The sequence below is a fragment of the Flavobacterium album genome (genome assembly GCF_003096035.1).
Classification (GTDB): Bacteria; Bacteroidota; Bacteroidia; order Flavobacteriales; family Flavobacteriaceae; genus Flavobacterium; species Flavobacterium album.
Genome location: NZ_CP029186.1, coordinates 3123081 through 3143927 on the forward strand (window position 1 = coordinate 3123081; position 20847 = coordinate 3143927).

General features: G+C 43.7%; 21 protein-coding genes. 15 read left to right on the forward strand and 6 right to left on the reverse strand.

Features of this window, described 5'->3' with window-relative positions:
- Position 1: 1 nt before the first annotated feature.
- Genes HYN59_RS14215 through rlmH form a run of 3 tightly spaced genes read left to right on the forward strand, consistent with a single transcriptional unit; the run spans position 2 to position 2970 of the window.
- On the forward strand, positions 2-1450 hold the full coding sequence (locus HYN59_RS14215) for an MBOAT family O-acyltransferase (RefSeq protein ID WP_108778915.1): 1449 nt from the start codon (positions 2-4) through the stop codon (positions 1448-1450).
- A 2-nt stretch (positions 1451-1452) separates the two neighbouring features.
- Complete coding sequence (locus HYN59_RS14220) at positions 1453-2463, forward strand: hypothetical protein (protein ID WP_108778916.1); 1011 nt, start codon at positions 1453-1455, stop codon at positions 2461-2463.
- Between the two features lie 33 nt (positions 2464-2496).
- Entirely contained in the window at positions 2497-2970 is a 474-nt protein-coding gene (gene rlmH, locus HYN59_RS14225) for a 23S rRNA (pseudouridine(1915)-N(3))-methyltransferase RlmH (RefSeq protein ID WP_108778917.1), read from the forward strand.
- Positions 2971-3020: 50 nt separating this feature from the next.
- On the opposite strand, the gene HYN59_RS14230 is transcribed toward rlmH, so the two are convergent.
- Both HYN59_RS14230 and folP read right to left on the reverse strand, forming a co-directional pair.
- Positions 3021-3332, reverse strand: coding sequence for a hypothetical protein (locus tag HYN59_RS14230; RefSeq protein ID WP_146185949.1), 312 nt, complete (start codon positions 3330-3332; stop codon positions 3021-3023).
- Between the two features lie 6 nt (positions 3333-3338).
- Entirely contained in the window at positions 3339-4166 is an 828-nt protein-coding gene (folP, locus tag HYN59_RS14235) for a dihydropteroate synthase (protein WP_108778919.1), read from the reverse strand.
- 85 nt (positions 4167-4251) lie between these two features.
- On the opposite strand from folP, the gene HYN59_RS14240 reads away from it, so the two are divergent.
- The 5 genes from HYN59_RS14240 (at position 4252) to tpiA (ending at position 8462) form a co-directional block, all read left to right on the forward strand.
- Positions 4252-4791 (forward strand): DUF1599 domain-containing protein, encoded by a 540-nt coding sequence (locus tag HYN59_RS14240; RefSeq protein WP_108778920.1) that lies wholly within the window; start codon positions 4252-4254, stop codon positions 4789-4791.
- Positions 4792-4811: 20 nt separating this feature from the next.
- Complete coding sequence (locus HYN59_RS14245; protein ID WP_108778921.1) at positions 4812-5915, forward strand: BT_3928 family protein; 1104 nt, start codon at positions 4812-4814, stop codon at positions 5913-5915.
- 126 nt (positions 5916-6041) lie between these two features.
- Positions 6042-7118 carry an ABC transporter permease gene (locus HYN59_RS14250; protein ID WP_108779752.1) on the forward strand — a complete coding sequence of 359 codons (1077 nt, stop codon included), beginning with the start codon at positions 6042-6044 and terminating at the stop codon, positions 7116-7118.
- A gap of 85 nt (positions 7119-7203) precedes the next feature.
- A complete protein-coding gene (locus HYN59_RS14255) occupies positions 7204-7707 on the forward strand; it encodes a TlpA family protein disulfide reductase (RefSeq protein ID WP_108778922.1) in 504 nt (167 codons plus the stop codon).
- On the forward strand, positions 7707-8462 hold the full coding sequence (gene tpiA / locus HYN59_RS14260; protein ID WP_108778923.1) for a triose-phosphate isomerase: 756 nt from the start codon (positions 7707-7709) through the stop codon (positions 8460-8462). The genes HYN59_RS14255 and tpiA overlap by 1 nt, the downstream gene beginning before the upstream one ends.
- 80 nt (positions 8463-8542) lie before the next feature.
- Here tpiA and HYN59_RS14265 read toward each other — a convergent pair whose 3' ends face one another.
- Positions 8543-9133 (reverse strand): LURP-one-related/scramblase family protein, encoded by a 591-nt coding sequence (locus HYN59_RS14265; RefSeq protein WP_108778924.1) that lies wholly within the window; start codon positions 9131-9133, stop codon positions 8543-8545.
- Between the two features lie 245 nt (positions 9134-9378).
- On the opposite strand from HYN59_RS14265, the gene HYN59_RS14270 reads away from it, so the two are divergent.
- The 3 genes from HYN59_RS14270 to HYN59_RS14280 all read left to right on the forward strand — a co-directional run bounded on the left by HYN59_RS14270 (position 9379) and on the right by HYN59_RS14280 (position 13452).
- Positions 9379-12087 carry a choice-of-anchor I family protein gene (locus HYN59_RS14270; RefSeq protein ID WP_108778925.1) on the forward strand — a complete coding sequence of 903 codons (2709 nt, stop codon included), beginning with the start codon at positions 9379-9381 and terminating at the stop codon, positions 12085-12087.
- 89 nt (positions 12088-12176) lie between these two features.
- Positions 12177-12905 (forward strand): ElyC/SanA/YdcF family protein, encoded by a 729-nt coding sequence (locus HYN59_RS14275; protein ID WP_108778926.1) that lies wholly within the window; start codon positions 12177-12179, stop codon positions 12903-12905.
- Positions 12906-13026: 121 nt separating this feature from the next.
- The gene (locus HYN59_RS14280) at positions 13027-13452 is read left to right on the forward strand and encodes a response regulator (protein WP_108778927.1); all 426 of its coding nucleotides are present in this window, start codon (positions 13027-13029) and stop codon (positions 13450-13452) included.
- Positions 13453-13523: 71 nt separating this feature from the next.
- On the opposite strand, the gene glmM is transcribed toward HYN59_RS14280, so the two are convergent.
- A complete protein-coding gene (glmM, locus tag HYN59_RS14285; protein WP_108778928.1) occupies positions 13524-14915 on the reverse strand; it encodes a phosphoglucosamine mutase in 1392 nt (463 codons plus the stop codon).
- Between the two features lie 104 nt (positions 14916-15019).
- Between glmM and HYN59_RS14290 the strand changes: the two genes are divergently transcribed.
- The 4 genes from HYN59_RS14290 (at position 15020) to HYN59_RS14305 (ending at position 19195) form a co-directional block, all read left to right on the forward strand.
- The gene (locus tag HYN59_RS14290; RefSeq protein ID WP_108778929.1) at positions 15020-15601 is read left to right on the forward strand and encodes an acyl carrier protein phosphodiesterase; all 582 of its coding nucleotides are present in this window, start codon (positions 15020-15022) and stop codon (positions 15599-15601) included.
- A gap of 22 nt (positions 15602-15623) precedes the next feature.
- A complete protein-coding gene (locus HYN59_RS14295; RefSeq protein ID WP_108778930.1) occupies positions 15624-16289 on the forward strand; it encodes a DNA alkylation repair protein in 666 nt (221 codons plus the stop codon).
- Between the two features lie 67 nt (positions 16290-16356).
- Positions 16357-18174, forward strand: coding sequence for a chloride channel protein (locus tag HYN59_RS14300; RefSeq protein ID WP_108778931.1), 1818 nt, complete (start codon positions 16357-16359; stop codon positions 18172-18174).
- A gap of 67 nt (positions 18175-18241) precedes the next feature.
- Positions 18242-19195 carry a Fic family protein gene (locus tag HYN59_RS14305; RefSeq protein WP_108778932.1) on the forward strand — a complete coding sequence of 318 codons (954 nt, stop codon included), beginning with the start codon at positions 18242-18244 and terminating at the stop codon, positions 19193-19195.
- Positions 19196-19280: 85 nt separating this feature from the next.
- Here the strand turns inward: HYN59_RS14305 and fsa are convergent, their stop codons facing one another.
- Complete coding sequence (gene fsa, locus HYN59_RS14310) at positions 19281-19937, reverse strand: fructose-6-phosphate aldolase (protein ID WP_108778933.1); 657 nt, start codon at positions 19935-19937, stop codon at positions 19281-19283.
- 45 nt (positions 19938-19982) lie between these two features.
- Complete coding sequence (locus HYN59_RS14315) at positions 19983-20786, reverse strand: SDR family oxidoreductase (RefSeq protein ID WP_108778934.1); 804 nt, start codon at positions 20784-20786, stop codon at positions 19983-19985.
- Positions 20787-20847 lie beyond the last annotated feature (61 nt).

The window sequence follows — 20847 nt, forward strand, 5'->3', positions numbered from 1 at the left end:
TATGTTATTTAACTCACTACCTTTTGCAGTTTTCCTGCCCATAGTATTCCTGCTGTATTGGCGGATAAGTCCAAAAAATCTGCACCTGCAAAATGTATTGTTGCTAGCAGCCAGTTATTTCTTTTATGCCTGTTGGGACTGGCGTTTCCTGTTTCTTTTACTATTTTCTACAGCATTGGATTATGTTACAGGCTTAAATATAGTGGCTGTGCAAAGCCAAAGGGTCAAAAAGTTTTGGTTCTGGCTGAGCATCTCCGTAAATCTATGTTTTCTGGGTGTTTTTAAATACTATAATTTCTTTGCTGACAGTTTCACAACGGCAATGTCCGGTTTGGGCCTTACGGTACATCCGGCAACATTAAATATCATATTGCCCGTAGGGATCTCTTTCTATACTTTTCATGGCCTTTCCTATGTCATTGATGTTTATAAAGGCCGTATCAAAACCGAAAGGAATTTTATAGATTATGCGCTCTTCGTGAGTTTCTTCCCATTGCTTGTGGCCGGGCCTATTGAGCGGGCAACGCACTTGCTCCCACAGTTGAAGCGGGAGCGCATTTTTAACCTCAACAATATAAAGTACGGCCTCCGTCAGATACTTTGGGGGCTTTTCAAAAAGATCGTCATTGCCGACCAATGTGCAAAATATGCCAATGCCATATTTGACAATTCCGATACCCTTTCAGGAAACAGCCTGGCTTTTGGGGCACTGTTCTTCACGTTCCAGATATATGGGGACTTTTCGGGATATTCTGATATAGCGTTAGGCACGGCACGACTGTTTGGCATCGACCTGATGCGGAATTTTGCTTACCCGTATTTCTCCCGGGATATTGCCGAATTCTGGCGCAGATGGCACATATCGCTTTCCGGATGGTTCAGGGATTATGTTTATATCCCGCTTGGAGGAAGCAGGACCAGCCCGTTAAAAAAGACAAGGAATATATTCATCATATTCATCCTGAGTGGATTTTGGCACGGTGCTAACTGGACCTTTATTGCATGGGGGATACTCAATGCGTTATATTTTTTACCCTTGCTGCTCACCGGCCGCAATAGGGATAATATTGAAATTGCGGGCGGAGATGGACTTTTCCCATCATTTAAAGAAACCTTGGGAATGGCAACGACTTTTTGCCTGACCGTTTTTGCGTGGATATTTTTCAGGGCAGAGAATATCGGGCACGCTTTCAGGTATGTTGGGAAGGTGTTCTCAAAAAGCCTTTTTGACATGCCTGATTTTGAAGAAAAAACACAAGGCGTGCTATTACTTGGCGTAGCCTTTTTGTTCCTTTTGGCTGAATGGATCGGCAGGAAAGAGCAATATGCCATTGCAAGGCTGGGACTCACATGGAACAGGCCTGCCCGGTGGGCATTTTATTATTTACTGATCGCTGCTATATTTCTATACGGCGGCAAAGAGCAGCAATTCATTTATTTCCAGTTTTAGCCATGAAAAAATTAGTCATCCTGCTCATAAAGTTCTTTACTCCCCTGCTGGTAATAATAGCTATTTATGCATGGCTGGATCCCTTTAAGGTAGTGCGGCACTATGATACCTATTATAAGCCTTATAATAAAGTAAGTGTGTTCCTCGACAAAGATTATATAAGCACCGCTAATTACGATAACCGTTATGAGAAAGAACATTATGACTCTTTTATTTTTGGTAATTCAAGGTCGATGATGTATCAGGCTGCCCAATGGCAAAAATACATTGGTGCCGGGAGCAGGCCTTACCATTTTGATGCATCGAACGAAACCCTTTTCGGCATTTGTAAAAAGATCGCCTATATTGATAACAAACAGGAAAAACTAAAAAATGTACTTTTAGTCATTGACAGGCAATTGCTTTTGCAGACAAAAAGCAATGAAGGCCATCTATTCGAAATATCGCCTCAGCTTGTAAATAATAAGAACTTTACCGATTTTCACCTTACATTTTTCAGGGCTTCCCTTACCTGTAAATTCCTGCCCGGTTATGTGGATTATAAAGTTTCCGGAACGCCAAAGCCATACATGACAGGGAATGTCTTGGATGATATCCCCTTCACGTATAATGCCGTGATCAACGAGATGGTAATGACCGATACGGAAAGATCGATAGCTGAAGGCACTTTTTATACCGCTGAACGGATGAATGTTTTTTATAAGCGGGATACGATACAGAAGGTTTCGGAAGCCTGTATTGGCATTAAACAAAAACAAATGCTGAGTGAGATCTCGTCCATTCTAAAAAAACACGGCACCAGGTTAAAAATAGTGATCAACCCGCTGTACAACCAGGAAAAATTGAACCCAAAGGATATTGCTTTCCTTAAGAGGCTCTTCGGTCCGGATGTAGTATATGATCTTTCGGGCATTAACAGCATTACGAACGACTACCGCAATTATTATGAAAACTCGCACTACAGGCCGCAGGTAGCGAACATAGTCCTGAAAAAAATGTATGGCGGGCGTTAATTTTATTAATTTTACAACCCTGAACAGATACTTATGAACATCAGGCTACTCGCCATAGGAAAAACTGATAACAAAGCCCTGCAACATCTCATGGACGATTACATGAAGCGGCTGTCTTTTTACATAAAATTCGAGTTAGAGGTTATTCCCGATATTAAGAATGCGAAAAATCTTAGTGAGGCACAGCAAAAGGAAAAAGAGGGTGAGATAATTTTATCCAAACTCTCCCCTACCGACCAGCTTATTCTTTTGGATGAGAATGGCAAGTCATTCAGTAGCGTTGGCTTTTCTGAAGAATTGCAGAAGAAGATGAACTCAGGGATAAAAACACTGGTATTCGTTATAGGGGGGCCTTATGGCTTTTCGCAGGAGGTTTATACTAAAGCACAAGGCAAGATATCATTATCTGCTATGACTTTCTCCCACCAAATGGTAAGGCTGTTCTTTATTGAGCAGGTGTACCGGGCATTTACTATTCTGAGGGGGGAGCCGTATCACCATCAATAACCATTTCAGATTTTTGATTTCAGAATTTAGATTGAGCTCCACTCCTGCTGTTAGTCGGTTGGCTTTGCATCACCTTTTTCGAAATATATTCCCTTTTCTTTTCCGTCAAGTGAAGTAATTATCATAATATAACAATCATAATGAAATGATGTACTTTGCATTAATGCTATAGGTAAGCTGTTTTTATAAATAGTATCAGTATCCAGATAATATCCTGAATCTTCCATTTTATCACTGAACTGTATCCAATCACCTACGCGAAATCCCTCTCCCCATTTCCATTGATACGAAGCGGCAATTTCCGCGTCCGATTTGCAACTTACTATGATAAGCGAGATCAAAGGCAATAACATTCGTTTCATACTATACTATGCATATTTCATTTTACTAAAAATATCAATCGTTTCTTTCGCCTCCTTTACATCATGCACCCTCAGTATATTCGCGCCTTTATTTAAAGCAATCGTGTTCAAAACCGTAGTCCCGTTCAGCGCTTCCTGCGGGGTGTTGCCTAGCAACTTGTATATCATTGATTTTCGCGACATTCCTGCGAGTAGTGGTAAGCCTGTCATTTGAAAAAGCTCCATTTTATTGAGAACCTCATAGTTCTGTTCCAATGTCTTGGCGAACCCGAATCCGGGGTCGATAATAATATCATTGATGCCAAAGTTCCTCGCGGTATTGATCCTTTCCGCAAAATAAGATAGCATTTCTTTTACGATATCATCATACTGCGTCAGCTTTACCATGGTCTGCGGTGTGCCCCGCATGTGCATCATGATGTAGGGCGCTTTCAGTTTGCCAACGGTCTCCAGCATTTTGTCATCCAGCATCCCGGCAGAGATATCATTCACAATTGCTGCGCCACTTTCCACGCAGGATTTGGCTACAGCCGAACGAAAAGTATCTACAGAAATAAGGGCTTCCGGGAAATGCTTCTGCAGCAAATCCACTACGGGAACAATGCGCTGCAGCTCTTCTTTTTCGCTTACAAATTCGGCATTGGGCTTTGAGGAATAGGCGCCAACATCAATAAAATCAGCTCTTTCGTAAAGCATTTTTTCGGCGTGGGCAAGCATTTTTGCTTCATCTTTATGCTTTCCACCGTCAAAAAAAGAATCGGGCGTAACATTGAGTATACCCATTACTTTGGGTTTCGAGAGATCGACCAGCGTGCCTTTGCAGTTGATAAGCATGGTTATTCTTTTTTAAAACCACCCTTGCCTTTGGGGGTCTTTTTTATTACATTTGGAAAAATTAAAACACAAAGATACTACTTAAATGAGTTCTACCTCCAGGGAATATGACAGCATAATTGCAGTTTGCAGGCAGCTATACATCAATAAAATGAAAGATTACGGAAGTGCCTGGCGCATCCTCAGGCTGCCATCGCTTACCGACCAGATCTTCATCAAGGCACAGCGCATACGGAGCCTTCAGGAAAATGAGGTACGCAAAGTGGATGAAGATGAAACCGGGGAATTCATAGGCATTATCAACTATTCCATTATGGCATTGATACAGCTTGATAAAGGCATTGCCCTGCAGCCCGACCTCGATGTGGAGGAAGCTACAAAGCTTTATGACGAAAAAGTTCTGCTCACCAAAACACTCATGGAGGCCAAGAACCACGATTATGGCGAGGCCTGGCGCGATATGCGGGTGAGTTCCCTGACGGACCTTATCCTGCAAAAGATACTGCGCGTAAAGCAGATCGAGGACAACAAAGGGAAAACCCTGGTATCAGAAGGTATAGACGCCAATTACCAGGACATGATAAACTATGCCGTATTCGCACTGATACTGGAAAAAAAAATATAACATCTTACAAACACACATAAATGAAGGTAATCATAACAAATATTTGCAGGATACTTGTCGGGGTATTATTCATCATATCAGGGCTTATTAAGCTTAACGACCCTATAGGCTTCTCATTTAAACTGGAAGAATACTTCAGCGCTAACGTACTGAACCTTGAGTTTTTAGTGCCTTATGCATTGGCATTGGCTGTGGTCATCGTTATTTTTGAAACGGTACTGGGCGTAATGCTCCTCGTTGGCTACAAGAAAAAATTCACGATATGGAGCCTCTTGCTCATGATCATCTTCTTTACGTTCCTTACCTTCTATTCGGCCTATTTTAATAAAGTAACTGATTGCGGGTGTTTTGGCGATGCGCTTAAGCTTACGCCGTGGCAGTCGTTCAGCAAGGATGTGGTGCTGCTGGTGCTTATCCTGATATTATTCTTCAACAGGAAGCATATCAAGCGCCTGTTTGGGAAAGTAGCTGTAAATGTGATGGTATATGCCAGCCTGCTTTTGTGCTGCCTTTTCGGCTATTATGTGCTAAACCACCTGCCTGCAATAGACTTCAGGGCGTATAAAGTGGGTACCAACATTAAGGAAGGCATGAGCGTTCCTGAAGGTGCGCCTAAATCGGTTACGGAGATGGTATTTATCTATAAAGTGAACGGGGTAGAAAAAGAATTTACTGATAAGGAGCTTGACAAAATACCGGCTGACGGGGTATTCGTTGACCGTAAAGATAAAGTTATCGTAGAAGGCTATGTGCCGCCAATACACGACTTTACCATTGAAAAAGACGGCGAGAACTTTACCGATGCTATGCTTGAAGAACCAAAACTGATATTGCTTATTTCATACGACCTTTCAAAAGCCAGTGATAAAGGCCTTTCCCAACTGGAAGCATTCTCTAAAAAAGCGCAGGCCAAAGGTTACAAGGTAATAGGCATGACAGCATCGGACGCGCCGGTAATTGAGCAAAAGAAAAAACAGTTCGGCATTACATTCGATTATTACTTTTGCGACGCTACAACACTTAAAACCATAGAGCGCGCTAACCCGAGCATCGTGGTTATGGAGAAGGGCACGATAACCGAAAAAGCGCACTGGAATGATATTGATTATGTTCAACTGAAGTAATTATTTAGATTGTTGGATGTCGGATGTCCGAAGTCGGATGTTTACAATCACACTCTGTAATTGATAGCTTCATCTAATCTGCTGCATAAGCATCGGACTTCCGACATCGGACTTGAAACAATAAAAGTGATAAGATACTTTCTATACAAAACAGGATATGCGCTTCTCACGCTTTTTGGTGTGGTAACTGTCATATTCTTTTTGTTTACGGTATTGCCGGGCGACCCTGCTCGGATGATGCTCGACCAGAACGAGAACTCGGAGCAGCTGGCTATCATCAAGAAAAAATACGGGTTCGACCAGCCTATTGCCACACAGTATTTTTATTACCTCAATGACCTCTCCCCCATTTCCTTCCACAGTACGACTGAAGGCGATTACACTTTTTTATCGGAAGGAAAATACAGCGCCGTTAAGCTTTTTACCATTGGCGGCACAACTACGGTTTTAAAAGCGCCTTACCTCCGCGAAAGCTTCCAGAAAAGTGGCAAAAAAGTAACGCAGGTAATAGGCGATACCCTGCCGAACACCGTAGTGCTGGCTTTTTTTGCGATTATCATTGCTATTGTGGTCGGGATATTTTTCGGCATCATTTCGGCATTGTATAAAGATACGTGGATCGACCGGACCATTGCCCTGGTAAGTACTTTGGGCATGAGCCTCCCTTCATTTTTTGCGGCTATACTATTTGCGTGGCTGTTTGGGTTCCTGCTGCATAAATATACCGGGCTCGACATGACCGGGAGCCTTTATGAGGTAGATGACTTTGGCGAAGGGTCGTATATTAAATGGAAAAACATCATATTGCCTGCTATTGTGTTGGGAATACGTCCGCTTGGGGTGGTAATACAGTTGATGCGTAATTCGCTCCTCGAGGTTATGGGACAGGACTACATCCGTACTGCACGGGCTAAAGGCCTGAGCGAAGTACGCATCATCCGGAAGCATGCCCTTAAAAATGCGCTCAATCCTGTAGTTACGGCCATATCGGGCTGGTTTGCATCGATGCTTGCCGGAGCTGTTTTTGTAGAATACATTTTCGGGTGGAACGGCCTTGGCAAAGAGGTTGTAGAAGCGCTCAACACACTCGACCTGCCTGTCATTATGGGATCGGTGCTCGTTATTGCGGCAACATTCGTTATCATCAACATCCTTGTGGACCTTATTTATGCCTGGCTGGATCCGAAGATACGATTGGGGTAACGAAAACGATATAACAAATATTTAGATTTTTAATCGCTGTTTGTTCGCCTGCAAATCGTAAATTTGAGACTCTTAATTCAAAAAAATGAAAAAATTACTCTTGCTGCCACTTATCCTTTTCGGATTGATAGGCTGTACCGAAGCGCAGGAAACTTCTTTTTCCAAAGAAGCGCTCAATGCAAAAATGACATCGCTGGACGGAAAGGAAATCGCCTTTAAAGATATCCTTGCACAATATAAAGGGAAAACCGTCGTGATCGATGTTTGGGCCTCCTGGTGCCCCGATTGCGTTAAAGGCATGCCGAAAGTACATGAACTTCAAAAACAGTTCCCTGATGCGGTTTACTTATTTCTGTCATATGACCGTGCAGACGATGCGTGGAAAAAAGGCATAGAAAAACATGGGCTGCAAAAAGGACAGCACTACCACGTGGGCACTAATATGAAGCAGGGTGACTTTGCACCGGCCATAAAACTGGACTGGATTCCGCGCTACATGGTTGTAGATAAAAACGGGAAAATTGCCCTGTTTAAAGCCATTGAAGCCGATGACGAAAAACTGATTGCTACTTTAAAAAACCTTAAATAATGAGAAAAAAGATCGTTGCAGGAAACTGGAAGATGAATAACGACAGTGCGCAGACCGAGGCGCTTATAGATGAATTGCTGGCTAAAAAACCGGAAAATACAATTGCTAAGATCGTAATAGCCCCGAGCTTTGTAAACCTGCAGGCGGCAGTGGAACAAACACATGGCACGAGCATAATTGTTGCAGCACAAAACATGCACCAGGCCGAAAGCGGAGCCTATACCGGCGAAGTTTCAGTAGGTATGCTGAAAAGCATTAAGGTAAACACCGTTATATTGGGACACTCTGAAAGAAGGGCTTATTTTGGCGAAACTAACGCGCTTTTGGCTCAAAAGGTAAATACGGCTTTGGCGCACAACCTTACGGTCATCTTCTGCTTTGGCGAAGAGCTTGCCGACAGGCAGTCGGGCAATCATTTTGCCGTGGTAGAATCGCAACTGAAAGAAGGTTTGTTCCATATTAGCGAAAGCGACTGGAGCAGTATAGTACTTGCTTATGAGCCTGTTTGGGCTATAGGTACCGGCGAAACGGCTTCACCGGAACAAGCGCAGGAAATGCATGCTTTCATCCGCACGCTGCTTCGCAACAACATCGGCAACAAGATTGCAGAAGAAACCTCTATACTATACGGTGGCAGCGTGAAGCCTGACAATGCGCGCGAGATATTCTCCAAACCGGATGTTGATGGCGGGCTGATAGGCGGTGCATCGCTTAAGGCAAATGATTTCCTTGAGATTGTGAACGGGATGCAATAGGTCCATTATTATAAAATAAAAAGCGGCGACCCGGATGGATTGCCGCTTTTTGCTTTTCGTATCAGAATTAACCGTATAAATTACTTGCTCTCCTTCAGCACCATATCAATAGTGATAGCCCCGGCAAGGATGATCATTTTATTCTTTTTATCAGAATAATCAGGGTTGATCATTACATTGTATTTATCGGCTGAAGTGAATATCTCTTTCACTGCTCCTGCCCATTTTTTAGAGATAGCCCCGATCTGCATCTGGCGGGCATCTTTAATTACAAAGTTCCAGGCTTTCCAGTCGCCCGATATCACACCTACAACATTCTCTGCCATGTCGGTTATCGTGAAGGTAGGCTTGAACAATTTGAACTTCTGCTTTATCTTGCCTACAGGCTGGCCATTGGCATCCTGGATTACGATCTTCGACATAAAGAATGTCCAGCCCCTCGAAATAGTGGCTTCCAAGCCGTTATTGGCATTGCGTATCTCAAGGTGGAAAGGCATCATGGCTTTGTTCAAAAACAGCCTTAGCACTTTTTGCCCGGCACTTATCTTTTGCTTTATAGCGCCTATGTTTTCCCCTTTGTCATTATATAGGGTATAACTGTTCTCGAACTGGAAGAAATTTACTTTCTCATCAATAAAATAGCTGTTAGAATCAAAAAAGTTACTGTTCATTTTAATCGGTTGGTTATTTGTTTCCTACTCATAAGGCTTTTCGGATAGCGCCCCGTTTTTTTCAGTGGGTGCTGGCCTCCACTTTTCAGGTTCATAAAAAGCAAACATAGGAAATATTAAGGTTTCATTAACAGATTTACAATTAAAAAACATAAACCCTATTCATGATAACAGTTCCTTGGTTTTGAGATAATACCCGCATAAAATGCAAAACCCATTTTTGCAGCTACTAAAAACTACAAACCATGTTACACAACTACACAAAAAAAGGGCTGCTGTTATTTGCTATTTGCATGATAACACATTTGTCGGGAGCACAGACCCTGCTCCATTACTGGAATTTCAACAATCTGCAATCAGGTACGGTAGCCAGTGTTGCCGCAGACAATTCCTTAGTCCCCGGATCTGCCGCAATCACCTATCCGGGTACGGGTGCAGGCTACATGGATGATGTAGCCGGAGATATCCTTAACGCACAGGGTACAGACGTTGCCGGCAAAGGCCTTCGCCCGCGCAACCCCAGCAACACCCGCGACCTGCTTATCGCTTTTCCCACAACAGGGTACGAAGACATTGTAGTAAAGTTTGCTACTACCAGAACTACACAGGGAGCAACAGAACAATACTATTCTTATAGTACTGATGGCGGCACTACATTCATTACAAACGGACTGGCTGTAACAACGTTCAACCCGATGGTAGATACCTACAGCCTTGTTACACTTGATTTTTCTAACATTGCAGGAGCAGACAACAACCCGAATTTTATCGTAAAAATAAGTTTTGGCGGCGCTACGGCATCAGGGTCAAGCGGCAACAACCGCTTTGACAACATCACCGTTATGAGCGGCACAAGCAGCGAACCCGTGAATTCTACAGTTGCTTTTGCCGATGATTTCATTGTAGTAAATGAAGATGCAGGAACATTGGATTTCGTAATAAATCTTACGAGCCCTACGACAGGATCTGTAGATCTTGTTGTGAAAGGCGCACCGTTCAGCACTGCTGACAGCAACGACTTTACATTCACAACACAAACCCTTACTTTTACAGCAACAAGCGCGCTCACGCAAACCATCAGCATTCCGATTATTAATGATACGGATGAAGAGCAGCAGGCAGAATACTTTGTGCTAAGCCTTGAAAATCCTGTAGGCATGACGGTAACAGGTGAAACACTGGCAACCATTTACATTAAGGATAACGACCGCCTTGCTCCTGTGCCTAACCAGGATATCCAGCTGGAGTATGTTACGAGTTTTGACCCGTCAGGTATTAGCGACAGTACCTGCGAAATTGTGGTGCATGACCCTGCGAGCCAGAAGTTGTTTACAACAAGCGCTGTTGAAGGCAGGCTTGACATCGTAAGCTTTGCCAACCCTGAAGCGCCGGTTACAGTAAGCTCAATAGATATGACACCTTATGGCGGCGTAACGAGCGTTGCGGTGAAAAACGGCATTGTTGCCGTGGCTTCGCCAAATAACCCGGAACACCTTAACGGGCATGTAGTATTTTTCAATACATCGGGTACTTTCCTTAAACAGGTAGAAGTGGGTGCATTGCCGGACAACATTTCTTTTACGCCGGATGCTGCCAAAGTGCTTACCGCCAATGAAGGCCAGCCGAACAGCGATTACAGCATAGACCCTGAAGGCTCTGTAAGCATCATCGACATATCTGGCGGCATCGATGCCCTTACGCAGGATAATGTGACTACACTTTTATTTACTGATTATAACACACAGGAAGCTGCCCTTATCGCTTCGGGTGTAAGGAAACTGAAGCTAACGAGCACAATGTCGGAAGACTTTGAACCGGAGTACATCAGCACAAGCGCCGATTCCCAAAAAGCATGGGTTACACTTCAGGAGAATAATGCTATAGCCGAGATCAACCTTGCCAACAATACTATTGCAGATGTTTGGGCACTTGGCACTAAAGATATGAGCATCCCCGGAAACGGTTTTGATATATCAGACAATAACAATGAAGTGCTGATAGCTAACTGGCCTATAAAATCATATTATATACCTGATGGGGTTGCCACGTATAATGTTGGCGGTACCAACTACATCATAACCGCTAATGAAGGTGATGAAAAAGAATATGACGGATTTGAAGAAAGGACGACCATCGGTGCGGCCGGCTACGTTCTTGATGCAGCGTCCTACCCACAGGCAGCCATGCTTAAAAAGAGCCACAATGCCGGGAGGATGAGGGTAACCAACCTTGACGGAAATACTGATGCAGATGCAGAATATGAGCAGATATATAGTGTAGGTACGCGCTCGTTCTCTATTTTCAATGCTGATACTAAAGAGATCGCTTATGACAGCGGCGACGATTTTGAGATGTATACATCAGCTGCTATCCCTGCGATATTTAACGCTGACAGTGAAAGCAACACACCAAAGTCAAGGAGCCGCGCCAAAGGCCCTGAGCCGGAAGGCATAACAATAGCTACTATAATGGACAGGACTTTCGCCTTTATCGGCCTCGAGCGTATCGGCGGTGTAATGGTGTATGACGTTACAGACCCGAATAACGTTCAGTTCACAGACTACAAGAACAGCAGAAGTACATCAGCCTATGAGGGTGATAACGGCCCGGAAGGCATCATATTCATAAAAGGCACTGACAGCCCTGACAGCAAGCCATATATCATCGTAGCCAATGAAATCAGCGGTACGCTTACCATATTCGGGGTAAACACCGAAAATCTTGGTACAGGCGAATTCAATAATGGCCCGAAAGCGTTCACGGTATTCCCTAACCCATCAGTTAGTGGTATCGCATACTTCAACCGCGCTGCCGATATTGAAGTATATGATTACAGCGGCAAGCTTATCCTTTCGCAAAAGCAGGCGCTTACTATCGATACCTCCAAACTGACCTCCGGCATTTACCTTATAAAGACCGCCGAGGGCATAACGAAGAAATTACTCGTGGAATAGTTGTTTTTCTTTTTAATTTTTTTATCCTGCCTCGTAAAAGGCAGGATTTTTTGTTAAAACTTATTACATTAGCCTTAAAACCACACTATATGAATCCTGTAGCCTTATTCTGGCTGTTGCTGGCCATATCTTTTATATGCTATAAGCTCAAACGTAAAAAATTATCTCGTGTACTTGCAGCAACCGCGTTTATCCTGTTATTCCTTTTTTCAGTTACGCCTTTGCCTATATGGATGCTGCGGAACCTTGAGCAGCAATACCATACATACAACCCTGATAGTAAGAGTACTCAAAGGCCGATTTTGGTCCTTGGAGGAGGCCACACAAACGATGCGTCATTAGCCTATGTGCACCGCCTTTCCGTCCCTGCCCTATCGCGACTGGCCGAAGCGGTTAGGCTTTACAACCTGCAGCCGGGCAGCAAAATTGTTTTATCAGGATATTCTGAGTCCGGCCAAATGCCAAATGCCGTGGTCATGGCGCGCTCGGCACTTTCATTGGGTGTAGCTGCAAAAGACACCATGATGATGGTAAAGCCTGCCACTACCTGGGAAGAAGCAAAATACTTTAAGAAACGCTTTGGCACGGCACAAGAATTTATTTTGGTCACCAGTGCCTCACACATGCCGCGCGCTATGGAAGCCTTTCGTAAGCTGGGGATGAAGCCCATTGCCGCCCCGGCCAACTACCAGATACAAAAGGAGCCGGACAGCAGCCTGTACCCATGGAAGCCTTCACCCAATAACCTAATGTACACCGAAACGGCTTTTCATGAGTATGTGGGAAGGCTATATTACAAGTGGTTTAAGGAGGAGTAAGTTTAGGGTTTGTCGTGTTAATGCTCCGCAAAAATTAACCCTACTGTTAATCATTTTTAAATATGAAACCTTTTCATGACTTTTCTTAGTAAATTGTATCGTTATCTTTAATTTTCATATTATGAATAAGTCAGGCCCTATAATATTTATCGAAGACGACGTAGATGACCAGGAAATTATATCGCATGTTTTTAAAGAACTGAATTTAAAAAATGAAATCCACTTTTTCGGCGATGGAGAATCGGCATTACACTATCTTACCGAAACTGAAATTGAGCCTTTTATCATATTTTCCGACATCAACATGCCAAAACTAAGCGGCATGGAACTGCGCAAAAAAGTGCATGAAAATGAAGACCTTCGCTTAAAGTCCATCCCCTATCTCTTCTTTTCTACACTGGCTGAGCAGCGTGACGTTATAGATGCCTATTCAAAATCGATCCAGGGATTTTTTGTAAAACCTGCCAGTTACAGTGAATTAAAGGATACCATACATTCGATTGTAGACTATTGGCAGCGATGTGTATCTCCTAACTATATAAAATAGCCAATTGGATGAGGCAGCAATAAAAAATCCCTCCATTTATAACAGAGGGATTACAATATACTGTTACAGGTTTATATACCCGCTACTGCCTTTATCTCGTCAATGATCCTTACGGCCAGTGCATCTGCTTTATCCTGCGTTTGTGCCTCGGTATAAATCCTGATGATCGGTTCGGTATTTGATTTTCTTAAATGCACCCATTCATCGGCAATGTCTATCTTCACGCCGTCAATGGTCGATATCTGTTCGCTACTGTATTTCGCTGCCATACCTTCCAGTATCGCATCCACATCAATCTGAGGGGTAAGCTCTATCTTATTCTTGCTCATGTAATACTGCGGGTACGAAGCCCTTAGTGCCGCCACCGAGGTTATATTATTTTCTGCCAGGTACGTAAGGAACAAAGCTACACCCACGAGTGAGTCACGCCCGTAATGCAGTTCAGGGTAAATGATGCCGCCATTGCCTTCGCCGCCAATGATGGCGTTATTCTTTTTCATCAGCTCCACAACATTCACTTCGCCTACAGCGCTGGCTTCATAGATACCGCCATGTTTTTGGGTTATATCGCGAAGTGCCCGGGACGATGACATATTGCTTACGGTATTGCCGGGCGTTTTGCTTAATACATAATCAGCCACAGCTACAAGGGTATATTCTTCTCCGAACATCTCGCCGTCATCTGAAATGAACGCAAGACGGTCCACATCAGGGTCGACAACAACACCAAAGTGTGCTTTCTCTTTAACTACAAGTTCGCAGATGTCGCCAAGGTGTTCTTTCAAAGGCTCCGGGTTATGCGGGAAATGCCCGTTTGGCTCGCAGTATAGCTTTACTACCTCTACTCCCATCTGCTCCAATAATTTTGGAATTATAATACCTCCTGAAGAGTTAACTCCGTCTACCACAACCTTGAAACCGGCTTTTTTAACCAGTTCGGCATCAACAAGCGGCAGGTTTAGCACCTCATCAATGTGGATATCCATATAGGCATCATTCACGATAATCTCGCCCAGGCTGTCCACATCTGAGAAATCGAATGCCTCACTATCAGCGATCTCTAATATTTTAGCGCCATCGGCACCGCTAAGGAACTCTCCTTTTTCATTAAGCAGCTTCAGGGCGTTCCATTGCTTCGGGTTATGACTCGCGGTAAGGATGATACCGCCATCGGATTTTTCAAGAGGTACGGCAACCTCAACGGTTGGCGTTGTCGAAAGGCCAAGGTCGATTACATCGATACCCAGCCCTACAAGTGTATTCACTACAAGATTATGAATCATAGGCCCGGAAATGCGTGCGTCACGGCCTATTACAACAGTTAGCTTTTCTTTGCCGGCATGGCCTTTAAGCCACGTTCCGTATGCCGAAGCGAATTTTACAGCATCTACAGGGGTAAGGTTATCGCCTGTCTTTCCGCCGATGGTGCCGCGGATGCCTGAAATAGATTTAATTAAGGTCATTTTGGTCGATTTTTTGGTGACGCAAATATAAGCGTTTTAACATTTGCCTCAAGATTTATCAGGGGAGATTTTGCAGCCTGAAAACTAATGCCTAAATTCGGGATATGAATTTCCTTGCGCATATATACCTTTCGGGCGATAACGACCTTATTAAGATAGGCAACTTCATTGCAGACGGCATCCACGGGAAGCCCGACGATTTTCCGCCGGATGTTCGAAAAGGCATCATAGTGCACCGTGCCATTGATACCTATACCGATGCGCACCCCATATTCCGGCAGGGTACCAAACGCCTGCATGCGGCCTACCATCATTATGCCGGGGTGATCATGGATATTTTTTATGACCACTTCCTGGCAAAGAACTGGAAGGAATACAGCACGGAACCACTGCATAAATTTACAGCCGCTTTTTACAAGTCGCTCAAAGACAATTACGACATCCTTACCGAACGTGCAAAAGGCATGATGCCGCATATGATACAGTATGACTGGCTCGGGAGCTATGCCACAACGGAAGGGATCGGGCGTATTCTTACCCAGATGGACCACCGTACCGGGAACAAATCGGTTATGGGAAAATCCATTAAAGAACTTCTTGAATTTTATGATGTGTATGAAGCCGAATTCAGGGAGTTTTTCATTGATATACAGCAGCATGTAAAGGACAAACTGGCGGAGTTATGATGCTTAAACCTGAACACCAAAAATGGACTTTATAGACAATCTCTCTTTAGCATATAAAGAAAACGCCTCGCCCGAAAAAGCCGTGCCGATGGAAAAATACATGAAAAATCTTTTTGTTTTTTATGGGCTGAAAACCGATCTCAGGCGCTCCCTGCATAAAGCCGCAGCTGAAAAACATAAGGCAGAACTGAAGGAAAATGCGCGCGGCATCGCTTTGGAGCTTTATAATAAAAAGCAAAGGGAATACCATTACAGCGCTATCGAGATCCTGATAAAGAAACTGAAAAATAAGTTCGTAAAAGAGGATATCAATTTAATTGAAAAGCTGCTCGTTACGCATTCTTGGTGGGACAGCGTAGATACCATTTCCAAATACCTTTTGGGTGAATACCTCAGGCAATATCCTGAAGAGACCGCAGAAGTTGTTGCACGCTTTTCCGCTTCGGAGAACATGTGGCTCAACCGCGCTGCCATTCTTTTCCAATTGGGCTATAAAAAGGATACCGATGCCGGGATACTTTTCGGCGAATGCGAAAAACACAGGCATTCAAAGGAATTTTTCATACAAAAAGCTATAGGTTGGGCATTGCGTGAGTATGCAAAAACAAACCCCGGAGATGTCAAAAATTTTGTTGCCACTGCCGGTTTGAAGCCATTGAGCACACGTGAAGCATTAAAAAATCTATAATTCCTTTAGGGTTTTTGATAAATGGAGTATCTTAGCAGATATCCAAAAAATCTAATCTTACTATTTAATGCCCAATCGTTCTGTTTCTAAAACCAGGCTCTTCATCAGGCATCAGCTGGGCCGTCTTGAAGCCCTGCTTTTCCTAATGAAAGGACTTCTTTCCGAAAGGCATTTTATGTATCTTTCGTGTGTACTGGTTGCAATTTCCACAGCTTTTGCCGTGATCCTGCTTAAGGCATTTGCCCACAATGTATTCCTTTTAGCCACCTACGTTAACCGTTACCTGAAACTTCCTTATATCAACAGTATCCTGCCTATCGTAGGTATCCTGCTTACCGTTCTTGTAATCCGGAAAGTGCTCCATAACAAGATGGAAAAAGGCAGTTCGCGGATCTTATATGCTGTTGCCAAAAAGGGCGGCATCATGCCCCGTACGCAGATGTATGCCCAGATCATAACAAGCTCACTCACTGTGGGCCTTGGAGGGTCGGCGGGGCTTGAGTCACCTATAACCATAACCGGTGCGGCATTCGGGTCGAACTTTGCCCAAAAATACAAGCTCTCCCAAAAGGAGCGGATACTTTTGCTCGCATGCGGCGTGGCGGCAGGTATCGGTGCAGCATTTAACGCGCCTATTGCGGGAGTTTTGTTTGCCATAGAAGTTGTCCTGACCGATGTAACCATTACTGCATTTATCCCAATCATTATTTCTGCTGCGACCGGTGCACTCATTTCAACAGTAGTACTGAATGAGGAAGTATTGCTTTCCTTTAAACAGCAGCAGGTTTTTGATTACCATAATATTCCGTATTACATACTCCTTGGTATCCTTGCAGGGTTCGTGTCGCTATACCACGCGCGGACCTTCCAGAAAGTCGAAGGCCATTTTGCACGGTTGAAAATAACCGGCTACCGGAAGGCGCTTTATGGTGCCATACCGCTGGCGTTGCTTATCTTCCTTTTCCCAACGCTGTTCGGCGAAGGTTATGAAAGCATCAAAACGCTATCCAATGCCAATGGCAGTGAGCTTTTAGAAAATACCCTTCTTGAAAGCCTGAAAGATAATGGCTGGGTAATGCTTTTATTTATAGGCATTACCATGATGCTAAAAGCCTACGCTACCGGGCTTACTCTGGCCAGCGGCGGTAATGGCGGTAATTTTGCACCATCGCTTTTTGTGGGTTCCTATCTTGGCTTTTTTGTGGGCAAGTTCCTCAGCCTTATCGGTATGGATAATGTGCCAATAGGAAATTTCACTATTGTGGGAATGGCAGGTATATTGAGCGGGCTTTTTCATGCGCCGCTCACAGCAATCTTCCTTATTGGCGAAATTACAGGCGGCTACAACCTTATGGTTCCGCTGATGATTGTATCATCCATTAGCTTTGCGGTGTCGAAACAATTTGAAAAACATTCTATGGACGTGAAGCACCTTGCGGCTACGGGGCAGGTTTTCACGACCGATAAAGACAAAAATATACTTTCGGGTATAGACATACTCGCTGTTGTAGATACTGACATGCCGCACCTGATGCCTACACAAAAACCGGAAGACCTGATAGGACTTCTCTCTACTACCACGCAATCTGTTTTTGCTGTGGTGAACGAAAAAAACAGGCTGCAGGGAATTATCGACCTTAATAAATGCAGGCACATTGTTTTTAACGCATTCCAGATAAAATATTCAACTCTGGAAGAAATTATGGCCGTTCCCAAAGAAGTAGTGTCGCTGGAAGATTCCATGGAAATGATCATGGACAAGTTTGATGCAACACATGCTGAATACCTTCCGGTGCTGAAAAACGAACGGTATTATGGCTTTATCTACAAGAGCAAAGTCCTTGAGGCTTACCGGACTAAATTAAAGGAAATGATAATTGAATAATCTTAATATCGGATAGGTGTATTTTTACATCTATCCGATATTAAAGAATAATTAGTACCTTTGTGGCATGTGGGAAATAGATGTGACATACCGCGAAGAATTGCAGCCGCAGTTTGACAGGCTTTATGAAAAACATAAAGAATTGGTAAACAGCAGGCCGCTACCCTATGCTGCCCTAAGCAAAATACGGGAAAGCCTCAGCCTGGAATGGACTTACAACTCTAATAGTATTGAAGGGAACACCCTTACACTCCGTGAAACACAAATGGTGCTTCAGGAAGGGATTACCATAAAAGGCAAATCATTACAGGAGCATTTTGAAGCAAAGAACCACGAGAAAGCCATTGATTACCTGTACAATCTTGTAGATGATAACTATACTTTGAGGGGTATCGATATCTTAACGCTGCATGGCCTTGTATTAAGGAATATCGAAGATGAGTATGCCGGGCGTATCAGGAATGCGGGCGTAAGGATATCGGGTGCCAATTTTGTCCCACCTAATGCCCAGAAGGTTTCCGGGATGCTGGATGAGCTTGTTGATTTTATTAATAATAATCCACTGGGGTTGAATGACATCGAGCTGGCCACTGTTTTTCATCATAAGCTTGTATGGATACATCCCTTTTTTGATGGTAATGGCCGTACGGTGCGCCTTGCCATGAATTTATTACTGATGCGGAAGGGTTTTCCACCTGCCATTATTTTAAAGAATGACCGGAAGAAATACTATGAAGCCCTTAACCAGGCAAATAACGGCAAGTATCAAAAGCTAATGCTGCTGATGGTTCAGTCTCTGGAAAGAACGCTGAATATTTATATTACTTCACTTCCCGGTAGCAACTATGATTATCAGGAAATATCGAAACTTGTCGAGGAGCCAGGTTTCCCATATGGGCAGGAATATATCAGCCTGTTAGCAAGGCAGGGAAAAATTGATGCTTATAAAGAAGGCCGTAACTGGCTTACTACTGCCGATGCCGTGGAGAAATACATAATATCAAGGAAGAGGAAAAGATAATGGCTGTCGATTGACAGCCATTGTTTTATTATGAGATTTCTCTCTCCGCAAGCTCCATTCGAAATGGAACACAAGCTTATTTGATCTATTTATTCCCTTTTTCGAAATCAGCGATGAATTGTGCAAGGCCGATATCAGTAAGTGGGTGTTTCAATAATCCTGTGATTGCAGATAGCGGGCCTGTCATTACATCGGCACCAATCTTAGCACAATTTACAATGTGCATGGTATGGCGTACCGAAGCTGCAAGGATCTCGGTCTCATAGCCGTAGTTGTCATATATCTGGCGGATCTCTTCGATTAGCGCAAGGCCATCAGTAGAAACGTCATCAAGGCGGCCAATGAAAGGAGATACATAAGTAGCGCCTGCTTTGGCGGCAAGCAATGCCTGTCCTGCCGAGAACACAAGCGTTACATTGGTCTTGATGCCTTTATCCGAAAAATATTTTGCAGCCTTAACGCCTTCTTTTGTCATTGGCAGTTTTACAACAATCTGCTCATGCAGGTCGGCAAGCTCCTCGCCTTCTTTAATCATTCCTTCAAGGTCAAGGGCATTCACTTCAGCGCTCACATCGCCATCCACAATATTGCAAATGTCAACATAGTGCTTAAGGATATTATTTTTTCCTGTAATGCCTTCTTTAGCCATTAGCGAAGGGTTGGTTGTAACGCCGTCAAGCACCCCAAGTTCCTGGGCTTCTTTTATCTGGTCTAGGTTGGCTGTGTCAATAAAAAACTTCATCGGAATAGTATTTGTTTTAGTTGTATTGAAAAATTTTGTGCAAAACTACAATTTATAATGGTTCATCAGCATTTTTTCGTAGACTTTATCGGGGAGTATCCTTTTAAGCACTATGGAGAATTTCTGCATAAAAACTCCTACTTTATAATGCACATCGGGATTCGGCGTTTTCATAATAGCATATACCGCCTCAGCCATTTGCAACGGATTGCTCCCGGAATCAACGTGGGTATTCATTTCTTTAAGGGTATTTCCATACGATATTTCGTAAGCCGAACCTTTGATAACCGGTGCGTGGTATCGGCCTGCGGCTATATTAGTGGCGAAATCGCCGGGTGCCACACTGGTTATGGTTACCCCAAAACCTTTTACTTCCATGCGAAGTGCCTCTGTAATCAATTCCAGGGCGCCTTTGGATGCCGAATACACACTGCGATACGGCAAGCCCATATACCCTGCAATGGACGTTACGTTTATAATAAGTCCGCTTTTCTGTGCACGCATTTGCGGCAATACGGCTTTCATCACTTCGATGGGGCCAAACAGGTTGGTCTCAAAATTGTTTTTTATCTCCTGTGCCGGAATTTCTTCTAACGGCCCGGTGATGCCCACACCAGCGTTGTTGATCAAAACATCTATTGTCCCTGCTTTGGATATTACCTCGGCTACAGCTTTCCTGATGCTTTCAGGATCGCGGACATCGAGTGCTACCAACGGAAATACCGAACCGGTTACTTTTTCAGGGTTGCGGCTGGTGCCGTAGACAGTATAGCCCTTTTCATGGAGAAATTTGCCTATGGCTTTGCCGATTCCGGAGGATGCGCCGGTAATGAATATAACTTTGCTCATAGTTTAAGTTTTTAATTGCGGAATGATTTGCAATCAATTATATGTAAGACGCATTCAATGC

What these genes read in the sequence shown, in the direction of transcription:
- HYN59_RS14300 (WP_108778931.1), top strand. Translation starts at nt 16,357, where the DNA reads ATGCCCAATCGTTCTGTTTCTAAAACCAGGCTCTTCATCAGGCATCAG.
- HYN59_RS14230 (WP_146185949.1), bottom strand. Translation starts at nt 3,332, where the DNA reads ATGAAACGAATGTTATTGCCTTTGATCTCGCTTATCATAGTAAGTTGC.
- glmM (WP_108778928.1), bottom strand. Translation starts at nt 14,915, where the DNA reads ATGACCTTAATTAAATCTATTTCAGGCATCCGCGGCACCATCGGCGGA.
- HYN59_RS14280 (WP_108778927.1), top strand. Translation starts at nt 13,027, where the DNA reads ATGAATAAGTCAGGCCCTATAATATTTATCGAAGACGACGTAGATGAC.
- folP (WP_108778919.1), bottom strand. Translation starts at nt 4,166, where the DNA reads ATGCTTATCAACTGCAAAGGCACGCTGGTCGATCTCTCGAAACCCAAA.
- HYN59_RS14240 (WP_108778920.1), top strand. Translation starts at nt 4,252, where the DNA reads ATGAGTTCTACCTCCAGGGAATATGACAGCATAATTGCAGTTTGCAGG.
- tpiA (WP_108778923.1), top strand. Translation starts at nt 7,707, where the DNA reads ATGAGAAAAAAGATCGTTGCAGGAAACTGGAAGATGAATAACGACAGT.
- HYN59_RS14275 (WP_108778926.1), top strand. Translation starts at nt 12,177, where the DNA reads ATGAATCCTGTAGCCTTATTCTGGCTGTTGCTGGCCATATCTTTTATA.
- fsa (WP_108778933.1), bottom strand. Translation starts at nt 19,937, where the DNA reads ATGAAGTTTTTTATTGACACAGCCAACCTAGACCAGATAAAAGAAGCC.
- HYN59_RS14220 (WP_108778916.1), top strand. Translation starts at nt 1,453, where the DNA reads ATGAAAAAATTAGTCATCCTGCTCATAAAGTTCTTTACTCCCCTGCTG.
- HYN59_RS14295 (WP_108778930.1), top strand. Translation starts at nt 15,624, where the DNA reads ATGGACTTTATAGACAATCTCTCTTTAGCATATAAAGAAAACGCCTCG.
- HYN59_RS14270 (WP_108778925.1), top strand. Translation starts at nt 9,379, where the DNA reads ATGTTACACAACTACACAAAAAAAGGGCTGCTGTTATTTGCTATTTGC.
- HYN59_RS14255 (WP_108778922.1), top strand. Translation starts at nt 7,204, where the DNA reads ATGAAAAAATTACTCTTGCTGCCACTTATCCTTTTCGGATTGATAGGC.
- rlmH (WP_108778917.1), top strand. Translation starts at nt 2,497, where the DNA reads ATGAACATCAGGCTACTCGCCATAGGAAAAACTGATAACAAAGCCCTG.
- HYN59_RS14215 (WP_108778915.1), top strand. Translation starts at nt 2, where the DNA reads ATGTTATTTAACTCACTACCTTTTGCAGTTTTCCTGCCCATAGTATTC.
- HYN59_RS14245 (WP_108778921.1), top strand. Translation starts at nt 4,812, where the DNA reads ATGAAGGTAATCATAACAAATATTTGCAGGATACTTGTCGGGGTATTA.
- HYN59_RS14315 (WP_108778934.1), bottom strand. Translation starts at nt 20,786, where the DNA reads ATGAGCAAAGTTATATTCATTACCGGCGCATCCTCCGGAATCGGCAAA.
- HYN59_RS14305 (WP_108778932.1), top strand. Translation starts at nt 18,242, where the DNA reads ATGTGGGAAATAGATGTGACATACCGCGAAGAATTGCAGCCGCAGTTT.
- HYN59_RS14290 (WP_108778929.1), top strand. Translation starts at nt 15,020, where the DNA reads ATGAATTTCCTTGCGCATATATACCTTTCGGGCGATAACGACCTTATT.
- HYN59_RS14265 (WP_108778924.1), bottom strand. Translation starts at nt 9,133, where the DNA reads ATGAACAGTAACTTTTTTGATTCTAACAGCTATTTTATTGATGAGAAA.